Annotated in this window: 11 protein-coding genes; 8 read left to right on the top strand and 3 right to left on the bottom strand. The window is 60.1% G+C overall.

The features are described from left to right. The first annotated feature begins 142 nt into the window (after positions 1 to 142). From P9255_RS10490 to P9255_RS10505, 4 genes are all read left to right on the top strand, one after another. On the top strand, positions 143 to 934 hold the full coding sequence (locus P9255_RS10490) for a PilZ domain-containing protein (protein WP_309767908.1): 792 nt from the start codon (positions 143 to 145) through the stop codon (positions 932 to 934). A 597-nt stretch (positions 935 to 1,531) separates the two neighbouring features. Continuing rightward, the gene (locus tag P9255_RS10495) at positions 1,532 to 1,987 is read left to right on the top strand and encodes a 2Fe-2S iron-sulfur cluster-binding protein (protein WP_309767906.1); all 456 of its coding nucleotides are present in this window, start codon (positions 1,532 to 1,534) and stop codon (positions 1,985 to 1,987) included. Between the two features lies 1 nt (position 1,988). After that, positions 1,989 to 4,223 (top strand): xanthine dehydrogenase family protein molybdopterin-binding subunit, encoded by a 2,235-nt coding sequence (locus tag P9255_RS10500; RefSeq protein ID WP_309767904.1) that lies wholly within the window; start codon positions 1,989 to 1,991, stop codon positions 4,221 to 4,223. 11 nt (positions 4,224 to 4,234) lie between these two features. Next, complete coding sequence (locus P9255_RS10505; protein ID WP_309767903.1) at positions 4,235 to 5,524, top strand: cytochrome c; 1,290 nt, start codon at positions 4,235 to 4,237, stop codon at positions 5,522 to 5,524. A gap of 31 nt (positions 5,525 to 5,555) precedes the next feature. Here the strand turns inward: P9255_RS10505 and P9255_RS10510 are convergent, their stop codons facing one another. Further along, complete coding sequence (locus P9255_RS10510; protein WP_309767900.1) at positions 5,556 to 5,825, bottom strand: DUF1488 family protein; 270 nt, start codon at positions 5,823 to 5,825, stop codon at positions 5,556 to 5,558. Positions 5,826 to 6,095: 270 nt separating this feature from the next. Between P9255_RS10510 and P9255_RS10515 the strand changes: the two genes are divergently transcribed. Together P9255_RS10515 and P9255_RS10520 are read left to right on the top strand one after the other, a co-directional pair. Continuing rightward, positions 6,096 to 6,494, top strand: coding sequence for a DUF3331 domain-containing protein (locus P9255_RS10515; protein ID WP_309767898.1), 399 nt, complete (start codon positions 6,096 to 6,098; stop codon positions 6,492 to 6,494). A 265-nt stretch (positions 6,495 to 6,759) separates the two neighbouring features. Next, a complete protein-coding gene (locus tag P9255_RS10520) occupies positions 6,760 to 7,164 on the top strand; it encodes an H-NS histone family protein (RefSeq protein ID WP_309767897.1) in 405 nt (134 codons plus the stop codon). On the opposite strand, the gene P9255_RS10525 is transcribed toward P9255_RS10520, so the two are convergent. Continuing rightward, on the bottom strand, positions 7,153 to 8,589 hold the full coding sequence (locus P9255_RS10525; protein WP_309767895.1) for an amidase: 1,437 nt from the start codon (positions 8,587 to 8,589) through the stop codon (positions 7,153 to 7,155). The genes P9255_RS10520 and P9255_RS10525 overlap by 12 nt on opposite strands. 43 nt (positions 8,590 to 8,632) lie before the next feature. Then, the gene (locus P9255_RS10530) at positions 8,633 to 9,340 is read right to left on the bottom strand and encodes a YceH family protein (protein ID WP_309767893.1); all 708 of its coding nucleotides are present in this window, start codon (positions 9,338 to 9,340) and stop codon (positions 8,633 to 8,635) included. 390 nt (positions 9,341 to 9,730) lie between these two features. Between P9255_RS10530 and P9255_RS10535 the strand changes: the two genes are divergently transcribed. Then, positions 9,731 to 11,203, top strand: a complete 1,473-nt coding sequence (locus P9255_RS10535) for a circularly permuted type 2 ATP-grasp protein (RefSeq protein WP_309789455.1) — start codon at positions 9,731 to 9,733, stop codon at positions 11,201 to 11,203. Between the two features lie 55 nt (positions 11,204 to 11,258). Beyond that, a complete protein-coding gene (locus P9255_RS10540) occupies positions 11,259 to 12,281 on the top strand; it encodes an alpha-E domain-containing protein (RefSeq protein WP_309767889.1) in 1,023 nt (340 codons plus the stop codon). Positions 12,282 to 12,288 lie beyond the last annotated feature (7 nt).

Below are 12,288 nucleotides of genomic sequence, written 5' to 3' on the forward strand. Positions count from 1 at the left end.
GGTAGCGCAACAGAAAACAGAACAGGTCAGTTGCGCCATGAACCTTGTCAAGATTGCCCCACACGAACTGAAAATCGGAACGCCTCTTCCATTCGCGGTTTATTCCGCAAGCGGCAAGTTGCTTCTCACTCGAGGCTATTGCGTGCGATCGGAAGGCCAGCGCGACAAGCTTCTCACGGCGGGCGGCTTTCGCGATGAAGACGCGTCGGCAGAACGCGATGATGCGACCTCCGCGCCGTCTAATCTGCTCATCTCGACTGCAAAGCACGAGGCGTCGGCAGCGGAAAGCGCCAATCCCCTTGCCAGCATCGCAGGCACATTGCCCAAGGTGATCGACGCGATGCAGTTGTCCCTTGTCGGGCAGACGCACGCACCGTTGCAGACGGAATACGTCGGCTCGATTGCTGGACAGGCGCTTTTGCTGACTTGCACGACCGGGCACGACTTGCTTCAACCGGGCGCGGAAATCGACTGCAAGGCGCTTCGCGGACGAAAGGTTTATATGTTCCGCAGCACCGTCATCGGGCGGAGCGAGACACCGGTAAGCCTTGTGTATCTTGCTCAACCCGACACCGTGCGCACGCATATCGTCCGAAAGCACGTGCGGGTCTCGACGGAACTGGCGGGAAGACTCATTCGAAACGACTGCATCGCGGCGGGGTTCGACGTGACCGTCGTCAACGTGAGTCTTGGCGGCGTTGCATTGAGCGCCGGCGATGCCGTTGTCAACGTGGGCGAGCACTTCAAGCTCGCGTTGCGTCTGCGCGCCGACGGCAAGCTGCATGCGGTCGTGTTGAACTGTATCGCTCGCAGTCTCAGGCATGTCGACGGCGCCGTGCTGGTCGGTGTCGAATTCAGCAATCGCACTGCGGACATAACGGCTTTGCTAAGGGCGCATTTGTTCGAAATGGCAACGGGCAGCGGGGCTGATTAAATCGTTTCGGTGCTTGGCGGGAATCGCGCGTCGTCAACATGCAATAGGCGCCTGCAGGTCCGGGCGCTGCATTAGCCGGGTTTGAACCGACTGGCGAGACGTCCGGGTTCGACTGCTGTCATCACGCGTCCACATCTCTCACCACAGACGGCGAGTTCCATCACGAAGTAGTTCTGCAGGACGAAGCCAGAGTCTCGGCTTCGAGCGAACGCTGGATAAATGCGCTTCGACATACTTCACTTCCTAGTGGGCGCGGCCCATTCAATAGCCGACATCCGAGTGAATCGGCTGCAACTAACTGTCTGCCGCTACAACCCACTTAAATACCGCGCGCTTGAATTGTTTAGCGATTCAAGCCTGCACTAAATTGGCTTCTTAGCCCGTAAGGAAATCGTCAAGTCAGCTTGATTTCTTAAGCGGCGCTACAATCCCGAAGCCTTGCAATGCACCGCCGCCGGTGCCATCGCGTCAAGCGGCGGTCGAAGTAATAACGAATCGACTCCGCAACGCATGTCGCCGCCAGGCCGTTGGCTGCCGCCCCACGCAGCCATCCATTTGCGCTACCGCTTACACCAACGCACAAGCCCGGAGCCGCTCATGACCACGCTTTCCATCAATGGCCAGTCGCATTCCGTCGATGCGCCGCCCGATATGCCGCTGCTTTGGGTGCTTCGCGATATCGTCGGCCTGACCGGCACCAAATTCGGCTGCGGTATCGCGCAATGCGGCGCTTGCACCGTGCATCTCGATGGCGTCGCCGTGCGCTCTTGCGTACTGCCGATCGCGGCTATCGGTGATCGCAAAGTGACAACGATCGAAGCTGTCGGCGCGACGCCCGCTGGAAAGAAAGTGCAAGATGCATGGAATCAGCTCGACGTCGTGCAGTGCGGTTATTGCCAGTCGGGACAGGTGATGTCGGCGGCTGCATTGATCGCGACGGTCCCGAATCCAAGCGATGCGGACATCGACGCGGCAATGGCCGGAAATATCTGCCGCTGCGGAACGTATAACCGCATTCGTGCGGCGATCAAGCAAGCAGCCAAGGAGGCGTGAGATGTCGCGAGGATTACTCGAAGCGGGACGTCATCGGGCTTCCAAAGGTTTTTCACGCCGCGCATTCCTGAAGTTCGGACTGACGGCGAGCGTCACGGCGAGCGGCGGATTTCTTATCGGCTTCAGCGTGCCGGCCGCGAGTCAGGATCAGGACAAAGGAAAGTCGGTGATCGGCGGCGATGGCATCGAGTCGCCGCAAGACGGTGTGTTCGCGCCGAATGCGTTCGTGCAGATCGACAAGAATGGCAAGGTCGTGCTGATCATGCCGAAAGTGGAAATGGGGCAGGGCGTCTATACCGCATTGCCGATGTTGATCGCGGAAGAACTCGAGGTGCCGCTCGACAGCGTCACGATCGACCACGCGCCGCCCAATGAGAAGTTATTCATGGACCCGCTGTTGGGCGGGCAATTAACGGGCGGTTCCACGTCGGTTCGCTATGCGTGGGAGCCGATGCGCAAGGCGGGCGCCGCGGCGCGCATGATGCTCGTTGCGGCAGCCGCACAGCAGTGGCAATGCGATGCATCGGCGTGTCGCGCGGAGAATGGGAAGGTCGTTCATGCAGCGGATGGCCGCAGTGCCGGTTATGGAGAGCTCGCGCAAGCGGCAGCGGCTATGCCGGTGCCCAAGGATATCAAGCTGAAAGACCCTAAAGACTTTCGCATCGTCGGTACACCGGTCAGGCGCCTCGATTCACCGGAGAAATCTAATGGCACAGCGGTCTTCGGCCTCGATGTGCGCTTGCCCGGGATGGTGTACGCGGTCATCGTGAATTGCCCGGTATTCGGCGGCACGCTCGCTTCCGTCGACGACACGCACGCCAGGAAAATTCCAGGCGTGCGTCAGATCGTCAAGTTCGATAACGGCGTAGCGGTCGTCGGCGATCACACCTGGGCCGCGAAGCGCGGGGCCGCAGCCCTTGCGATTCAATGGAACGAAGGCGCGGGTGCGAACGTATCGACTCGAATGCTCTTCGATGAGATGGCGAAGGCATCGGAAAAAACGGGCGCAGTCGCGCGCAAGGACGGCGATGTAGGCAAGGGCTTCGCCAATGCAAAGACGCGGGTCGATGCGGTGTATCAACAGCCGCTCCTCGCTCACGCGACGATGGAGCCTGTCAATTGCACGGTGCACGTGCGTCCGGACGGATGCGACATCTGGATCGGCACGCAAGTGCCCACGCGAATTCAGGGGGCCGGCGTTCTGGCAACCGGATTGCCGCCCGAAAAGGTCTTTGTGCATAACCATCTCTTAGGCGGTGGCTTCGGCAGACGGCTCGAATTCGATATGGCCACGCAAGCGCTCAAGATCGGCAAGCAACTCGGCGTGCCTGTGAAGGTGACGTACTCGCGCGAAGAAGACATTCAGCACGACATGTATCGTCCGTGCTACTACGACAAACTCTCTGCGGCGCTCGACGCAAACGGCAAGCCGATAGCGTGGACGCATCGCATCGTGGGATCGTCGGTGCTCTCGCGATTCGCGCCGCCTGCCGTGAAGAACGGGCTCGATCCGGATGCGATCGAAGTCGCGGCCGACCTCCCGTACGACCTTCCCAATCAGGTGGTCGACTATGTGCGTCAGGAACCGCGCCATGTGCCGACCGCGTTCTGGCGCGGTGTCGGGCCTACGCGAGGGACTTTCGTCGTCGAGAGTTTCATCGACGAACTCGCCGCGCAAGTGAAGGTCGATCCGGTTCAATACCGGCGCGATCTGCTAAACAAGACGCCCCGTGCGCGCAACGTGCTGGATGTCGCGACGCAAGCTGCAGGCTGGGGCAAGCAATCCATGCCACAAGGACAGGGACGCGGCGTGTCGGTGATGCACGCGTTCGGCAGTTACTTCGCGATGGTCGCGGACGTGACCGTCGACAAGGAGGGCGGCGTGCGAGTGAATCGCGTCGTCTGCGCGGTGGACTGCGGCATGGTGGTGAATCCGAATACCGTGGAGGCGCAGGTGCAGGGCGGCATCATCTTCGGCATCACGGGTGCGCTCTACGGCGAAATCACCATTAAGAATGGCCGCGTCGAGCAGAGCAACTTCACCGATTACCGCATGCTGCGCATCGATGAAACACCGCCTATCGAAGTGCATATCGTCAAAAGCACAGAGGCGCCGGGCGGTATTGGCGAGCCGGGTACGGCCGCGCTTGCGCCTGCCATCACGAATGCGATTCATGCGGCAACCGGCAAGCGGCTAAGGCAATTACCCGTCGGCAATCAATTGCGCAGCGCCTGAGGAGGCCAGTCATGAAAAACAAGTCTCTCAAGGTTGCGATGGCCGTAGCGACCGTCGCGCTGGCATCGGCTCCCCTGTTTGCGCGCGCCGATGCCGCCAGCGATGCGCTCGTTTCGCGTGGCGCTTATCTCGCGAAGGCCGGCGACTGTATCGCTTGCCATACCGCCCCGCGCGGCAAGCCAATGGCAGGCGGCTTGCCGATGATGACGCCGCTCGGCGCAATCTACACCACGAACATCACGCCGGATGCGGATACGGGCATCGGCCGCTATAGCCAGGAGGACTTCTCGCGTGCCGTGCGCGAAGGCGTCGCGAAGGATGGCCACAATCTTTATCCCGCAATGCCATACCCGTCGTACGCAAAGATCAGCGACGAGGACATGCAGGCGCTTTACGCCTATTTCATGCGTGGGGTATCGCCTGTCAAGCAGGCGAATCGTGAGCCCGGCATGAAATGGCCGCTCAACATGCGCTGGCCGCTCAAGATATGGAACGTGTTCTTTCTCGACAAAGGCGTCTATAAGGAAAAGGCCGGCAAGGACGTCGCGTGGAATCGCGGCGCTTATCTGACGCAAGGACTTGGACACTGTGGCGCGTGTCATACGCCGCGTGGCGTTGCATTCCAGGAAAAGGCACTCGATGAAAGCGGCGGCGCCTATCTGACCGGCGGCGTGCTGGATAACTGGTTCGGCTCGAATCTGACTGGCGATCACAACACGGGGCTCGGCCGCTGGTCCGAGCAGGAAGTCGCGACCTTCCTGAAGACGGGCGCGAACGCTCATGCAACGGCTTTCGGCTCGATGACGAGCGTCATCAACAACAGCACGCAAGCGCTCAGCGACAACGACATCGCGGCAATGGCGCGCTACCTGAAATCGCTGCCCGCAGCTGGCGGCAATGGCAATCCGCCTTATTCGTACGATCCCAAGGCAACCAAGGTGTCATTGGCACGGCCTGCGCCCAACGATTCCGGCGCACGCGTCTACGCGGCCTTCTGCATGCACTGTCATGGCATCGACGGCCGTGGCTTTGCACCGATGCTCGCGCCGCTTGCCGGCAACCCTAATCTGCTGGAAAAAGACGCGTCGTCACTCATCAACGTGACGCTCAACGGCACCGAGGATCTCGTGATCCAGGGCGTACCCGCGCCTTACCCGATGCCGCGCTATGCGCCGGTACTGAATGATCAGCAGATAGCGGACGTCGTGACGTTCATTCGCGGCGCATGGAACAACAACATGCCGGCGGTGAAGGTAGAGGACGTGGCGAAGATGCGGAAGTCGACGGAAGCGGCGCGCTGACGCGTGCCGCTTTTTTCCGGTCCGACGGCGTTCAAGAAGAAAAATCGATGACGTCGAGGTGGATCGAATTCGACGGATGCGCCAGAAATTTCCGGTGCACGCGGGCGCTGATGCGCTCGTAGCCATCACTTAGCGCTTTGAGCAGGCGCTCGTCGCTAGCCCCGGCGGGCGCCCAGAAACACTGCTCCAATGCCTTGCGCGTGATATTGCATTGAATCTCCCGTTCCCGCGTAAAGGTGACAAAGCTGACCGAAGCGCGGTCCGCCGAAATGGTGGCATTGATGGAGATCTTGGTTGTCATGATTCGACAGATATATCCGGTTCGCTTCATTTTATTTTGTCAGAATTCGGCGATTTTGCGCATCCTTCTTGCCGCGTCCAACGTGCGAAAGCAGGCACAAGTTGAACGTTTGCGAGCCCGCCCGTTAAAAAACGATCGTTCGTTATTCGGCTCGATGTTGAACGCCGTTGGCTTGAACTCGACAAAACACGGGCAAGAAAAACGAAACGAGACTTGCTCAGGTGTACTACTCTAGGAACCGACAACCGAAGCCGATCAGCAGGAGGAAGCATGAAGCATCCATCGCTGATGGACCCGTGGAGCCGTACTTTCGCCATGCTCGACGACGGTTCGCGCCGCCATGCTCAATGCAGCGACATGCGTGGCAGGCGCAGTGACGCTCGCGAGGCGCGGTCGGTGAGTATCCGGCTGCTGGAGCGTCTGAGTGAGTCGACGCTCGCGCTATCGTGGCACGACCCGACGTCTTTCAATTACTCGGAACAGGTCTGGGCGCTCTGCACCGCACGCAAGCGGGGCGTATGCGCGCTGAGCGGTCAGACTATCCGGCGCGGGCAGCCGGTCTATCGGCCACGACGGGTAGGCAGTTCGGTTCCGCTCAATAGCGGAGCGATGATCCTCGCGTTTGCGCTTGCGCCGTGCGAGCAGGAATCGCATGAGGAGTCCGACTAATGCTCATCGACAGCGGTCGCTTTGACGAATCGGATGGGCGCACTAAGCGCGCCATATGCCGTTCGGGTAAAGCGTTGTCATATCGAGTCGGAGCGTGCGGATTCTAAACGTAATCTTTTGCGCGATTACGTGTGCCAAACGCACGTCGCTCTAAGATGCCCCGTGGCAGACACGCGCGCATGATTCGATAACCAGGCATTCGCCTGGTTCATGGTGGCATTCCCAAGCGCTGCCCGTTAGAGACCACGGAACGTTGGGGAACAGAATGGCGACACTGAGTGAGTTGGAAACGCAGATCAGAAAGCTGCAGCGCCGCGCGGATACATTGCGTGAGAAGAGATCGCGGGAAATCATCGCGACTATTCAGTCGTTGATGCAGCAATACGGGCTGACAATAGCGGATCTCACCGCCGATGTCGAAGCGGGTGCTGTCAAGCGCGGTCGTCCGCTGGGCTCGAAGAACCGGGCAAAGCCGCAAGGTAGCCCGGTCGGCTCCAGGTTGCCGCCGAAATACCGCGATCCATTATCGGGCGCGACGTGGAGCGGTCATGCACGTCCGCCATCGTGGATCAAGAACGCAGCGGACCGCAGTGTGTTCCTCATCGACAAGCCGAATAGCAAAAGTGTCGCCAAGAAGGCTGACATGAAAGTGAGACGGTCATTCGAGTAATGGACTGCGCACGCTCGAATAACCACTCACGCGATCATAGGCGAGTCCCATCTGCAGCACTGCGAGGTCCATCTGTGCCGGTCCGATGATCTGCAGCCCGGCCGGCAAACCATTCGCGCCAAAGCCGGCCGGGGCGCATAGCGCCGGCAATGAAGCCATCGTCGCTGGAATTACCGCTTCCATCCAGCGATGATAACTATCCATAGCCCGGTCGGCGATCTTGTCGGGCCAATGGAGCGTTGCGTCGAACGGAAAGACTTGCGTCGCTGGCATGACGAGAAAATCATGGCGATTGAAGAGCGCGTTCAGTGTCTGATACCACGCGGACCTGTCGCGTGCGGCCCGCGATACGTCTTCGCCCGACAAACTCAAGCCCCGTTCGATTTCCCACACCGCTTCTGGCTTGAGCTTGGCCCGCTTGGCGTCATCGCGGTATAGCGGCGCATGACTTCCCGCGAAAGTAAAGCTCCGCAAGTCCAGCCACGCTTGCCATAAGCGCGCGAGATCGAAAGCCAATGTAATCGGCTCGACGATACAGCCTGCCGCTTCAAAATGCTTCAGCGCCGACGCACAGGTATCGAGCAAGCCGGCTTCCATCGGCAAATGGCCGTTCAGATCGCCGAGCCATGCAACGCGCGCGCCTCGCATATCGCGTTCTAGCGAGCGCGTGAAGTCGGCGGGCGCATCGCTTCTGCGCGAGAGTGGCGCGCGTGCGTCGAAGCCCGCTTGCCTCGAAAGCAATAAGCCGAGGTCTTCGACCGTGCGGGCAATCGGACCGACGACGCTGAACTGCTGAAAGAAGACATCGTCGGCTGGCGCATAGGGCACGCATCCTGGCGACGTGCGAAATCCGAATACGTTGTTGAACGCGGCGGGTGTGCGAAGCGAGCCCATCATGTCCGATCCATCGGCGAAGGGCAGCATGCGCAATGCGACGGCAACTGCCGCGCCTCCGCTGCTGCCGCCTGCTGAGCGCGAAGGATCGAATGCGTTGCGCGTGGTGCCATAGACCGGGTTATACGTATGCCCGCCCAAGCCGAATTCAGGCGAATTGGTACGCCCGACAAAAACCACGCCCCCGCGACGCATGCGCTCGTGAACGACGGCGTCCGCCTGACTGATCTCGCCCGCATAGATTGGCGATCCCTTGGTCGTCACCATGCCGGCAACGGGCAAGATGTCCTTGGGCGCTTGAGGGAAGCCGTGCAAAGGTCCGCGACTTTCTCCGCCCGAGAGTTGCTCGTCGCATTGTCGAGCTTTCGCGATGAGCGCATCGCGGTCCTGCATGGCGACGATCGCATTGACTTGCGGATTGAACCGATCGATCTGAGCAAGATAAGCCTGCATCACTTCGACGCACGATACGTCGCGCGTGTGAATCGCTTTCGATAGGGCGACCGCATCGAGTGACACGATATCGTTCATGGCCTTAGCGCTTTGCCGCGCCGAGTTGTGCATCAGGAGTCTGTCACGCTTCCGACGACGGCTTCTCGAAGGTAACACCAAGCTCGTTCGCCATGCGTTCCACCATACTGCGCAACTGTGCGACTTCATGCACGAGGCGCTTCTGTTCAGCTTTGAGCGCCTCGAATTCAGAGGGCGCGTAGGGCTCCGCAGCCGTCGATTCGCGCACGGGCGCATCGCTCACACTCGCTGCGCCGCAAAGAAGATGCATCCAGCGGCTTTCGCGTTCTCCGGGCGTACGCGGCAGCTTGACGACGCGGGGCGGATCGTTCGTCGCGAGTTCATCGAGAAAACTCTCCACCGACGATATATCCGCAAACCCATGCAGCCGTGCGCTGTTAGCGCGCAATTCGGCGGCCGTTTGCGGACCCCGCAGAAAGAGTGTCGCAAGCAACGCGATCGATTGACTCGGCAAGCCAAGCACGCGATTGATGTTGTGCTCGAAACGCGGCACGCGACTGCTACTGCCTTCGATCACGAGAGAGAGTCGCTTGAGCCCGTCGATGGTGGCGAGAACTTCGTCCTCGCTGACAGTCATCACCGGCGAGCGTGCTGTTTTTTGATTGCATCCCGCGGTCAGGGAGTTCAGCGACAGTGGATAAGTATCCGGCACGGTCTGCTGCTTCTCGACGAGCACGCCAAGCACGCGTGCTTCGAGCGGAGTCAGTTCCCGCAGGGCGGGGCGGGGTGCGGCTTCGGAAGGTGTATTCATCGTATTCGAGGGTAATGCGCTCAAGGTGCCTATCATACCGATGTGGCGACGCCTCAGATCGACTGTGCACCGTCATGCGGCATACCCAGGGACTCGTTCGTGTGCAAACGGCCGGGCTGCCGCGCTCTTTCGGTGCAATACCGGCGCTTGCGATCAGCATTGTGTGAATTAAATACGCTGCCTGACGTGGCATCGATGTTGCTCTATCTGCTTTGGCACTGGGCTGCCCGCGCGAGCGATGCAAACTACGTATGCATCGCGCATGGAGGTCGCCTAAAGAAAGGACGCATGCAGCGTCGTCGGGCGCTTCGATTCATTGCGAGTGCAACCAGAATGACTAAACCAGAGGGATTGCGGTCCCCGGCCCGCACTTGATATGGAAGTTCGTCCATGACGCAAGCATTCTTCAACGAGATGTTCGAACGCAATGATCTGGAAGCCCGCGGAGTGCCGCCCTCGGCGTTCCGGGGTGTCGGCGACCCCCGGACGCATTACCGGGAGTTCATGGATTGGCTGAGCGCGCAAAGCGAGCAGCAGATCGACCTCAAGCGCGCGGAGGCAGACCTTAACTTTCGCCGCGTCGGCATTACGTTCGCCGTCTATGGAACGAGCGATCTACCGGGCATCATTCCCGAGCGGACCATTCCATTCGACGTGATTCCGCGCATCTTTCCTGCAGACGAATGGCGGGCGCTGGAGCGTGGTCTGAGGCAGCGCGTCAATGCGTTGAATCGTTTCATTCACGACATCTATCACGATCAGGACATCGTCCGCGCGGGCATTATTCCCGAAGCGCAGGTCGTCGGTAATGCACAATACCGGCCGCAGATGCGCGGCGTCGACGTGGCTCGCGACATCTATGCACATATCGCGGGCATCGATATCGTGCGGGCGGGGCAAGGCGAGTTCTACGTGCTCGAAGACAACCTGCGCGTGCCGTCCGGCGTGTCGTACATGCTCGAAAACCGCAAGATGATGATGCGGCTCTTTCCCGACCTCTTTGCGCGCAATCGCGTCGCACCCGTCGCGCATTATCCGGACTTGCTGCTCGACACCTTGCGCGCGGCCGCGCCGGCCGGTGTGGACAACCCGAACGTCGTCGTGATGACGCCCGGCATGTACAACTCCGCTTACTTCGAACACGCCTTTCTGGCGCAGCAGATGGGAGTGGAACTGGTCGAAGGACAAGACCTGTTCGTCGACGGCGGTCACGTCTACATGCGTACGACGCAAGGGCCGCAGCGAGTCAACGTCATTTATCGCCGCGTCAACGACGACTTTCTCGACCCGCTCGTATTTCGCGCGGACTCGGCCTTAGGAGTCGCGGGACTCATTTCCGCGTATCGGGCGGGCAAGGTGTCGCTTTGCAATGCAGTAGGCACGGGCATCGCTGATGACAAGTCGATCTACCCGTACGTGCCGGACATGGTGCGCTTCTATCTTGGCGAAGAGCCGATACTGAACAACGTGCCTACGTGGATGTGCCGCAAGCCCGATGATCTCAAGTACGTGCTCGCGCATTTGCCGGAGTTGGTCGTCAAGGAGACGCACGGCGCGGGCGGCTATGGAATGCTCGTCGGGCCTGCATCGACGGCCGCGCAAATCGCAGAATTCCGCGCAGTGCTCGAGGCGAATCCGGAGAAATATATCGCCCAGCCGACGCTTGCGCTTTCGACTTGCCCGACTTACGTCGAGACAGGCATCGCGCCGCGGCATATCGACTTACGACCGTTCGTATTGTCAGGCACGGAAGTACGCATGGTCCCCGGCGGACTGACGCGCGTCGCGTTGCGCGAGGGGTCGCTCGTAGTGAATTCTTCGCAAGGGGGTGGCACTAAAGACACGTGGGTGCTGGAACGCTAAGAACGCTAGCGCGCTAAAGGCGCATAGACCATCAAGACACAAAGCGAGTAAACCCATGCTTAGCCGCACCGCGGATCATCTGTTCTGGATGGCGCGTTATACCGAGCGCGCAGAAAACACCGCGCGCATGCTCGACGCAAATTACCAGCTCTCGCTCTTGCCGCAATCGGACGAATACGCGGAGCTAGGCTGGCGCGCGATGCTCTCTATTTCCGAGTTGAGCGGCAGCTATTCGGCGGTGCATCGCGGCATGAAAAGCCGCGAGGTCATCGACTTCATGGCGCGCGACATGACGAATCCCTCGTCGATCCTCAGTTGCCTGCGCGCCGCACGCGAGAACGCACGCGCGGTTCGCAGCGCGACCAACAGCGAGCTATGGGAAACGCTCAATACGACATGGCTCGACTGCCAGCGCCTGCTTGCGGACGGGATTCTCGATCGCGAGCCTTATACGTTCTTCGAATGGGTGAAGTTCCGGTCGCATTTGTCGCGCGGCGTTCAGCTCGGCACGCTCGTCAAGGACGATGCGTTCTATTTCATGCGGCTCGGCACGTTCATCGAACGCGCGGACAACACGGCGCGCATTCTCGACGTCAAGTTCGAAATGATGGAACAACGCGCCGATACGTCCGCGCAGCCCTTCGACTATCACCACTGGACAGCGGTGCTGGGTTCGGTCTCCGGCTTCGAGGTGTATCGCAGGGTGTATCGCGATGTCATCACACCCGAGCGCGTCGCTGGCTTGCTGATTCTTTATCGTGACTGGCCGCGCTCGATGGCCGCGAGCATCGCGGAAGTGGAGCAACTCGTCGGCCAAGTGACTAAGGGGCGTAGTTCGGACGCCGCTCGCTTAGCCGCGCAATTGAGCGCCGAGCTCAAGAACGGCGATATCGGCGCGATCCTGCAAGGCGATCTGCATGCCTATCTGGTGCATTTCCTTGCGCGAGTGAATGAACTCGCAAGCCGGATCAGCCGCGAGTTTCTCTTGCCTATTGCGCCGGAAATTCCCGAGACATCGGAAACGTCCGGGGCTTCGCAGACACAAACCCAGTCGCAGTCGCAAAGCGCGCCGAGTTGAACGTGCT

Origin of the sequence: Caballeronia sp. LZ019 (genome assembly GCF_031450825.1) — a bacterium.
In the GTDB taxonomy this organism is placed as follows: Bacteria; Pseudomonadota; Gammaproteobacteria; order Burkholderiales; family Burkholderiaceae; genus Caballeronia.

Bases quoted from the DNA above. Each gene is read 5' to 3' on its own strand.
- P9255_RS10495 (WP_309767906.1), top strand. From the start codon at position 1,532: ATGACCACGCTTTCCATCAATGGCCAGTCGCATTCCGTCGATGCGCCG.
- P9255_RS10500 (WP_309767904.1), top strand. From the start codon at position 1,989: ATGTCGCGAGGATTACTCGAAGCGGGACGTCATCGGGCTTCCAAAGGT.
- P9255_RS10505 (WP_309767903.1), top strand. From the start codon at position 4,235: ATGAAAAACAAGTCTCTCAAGGTTGCGATGGCCGTAGCGACCGTCGCG.
- P9255_RS10510 (WP_309767900.1), bottom strand. From the start codon at position 5,825: ATGACAACCAAGATCTCCATCAATGCCACCATTTCGGCGGACCGCGCT.
- P9255_RS10515 (WP_309767898.1), top strand. From the start codon at position 6,096: ATGAAGCATCCATCGCTGATGGACCCGTGGAGCCGTACTTTCGCCATG.
- P9255_RS10520 (WP_309767897.1), top strand. From the start codon at position 6,760: ATGGCGACACTGAGTGAGTTGGAAACGCAGATCAGAAAGCTGCAGCGC.
- P9255_RS10525 (WP_309767895.1), bottom strand. From the start codon at position 8,589: ATGAACGATATCGTGTCACTCGATGCGGTCGCCCTATCGAAAGCGATT.
- P9255_RS10530 (WP_309767893.1), bottom strand. From the start codon at position 9,340: ATGAATACACCTTCCGAAGCCGCACCCCGCCCCGCCCTGCGGGAACTG.
- P9255_RS10535 (WP_309789455.1), top strand. From the start codon at position 9,731: ATGACGCAAGCATTCTTCAACGAGATGTTCGAACGCAATGATCTGGAA.
- P9255_RS10540 (WP_309767889.1), top strand. From the start codon at position 11,259: ATGCTTAGCCGCACCGCGGATCATCTGTTCTGGATGGCGCGTTATACC.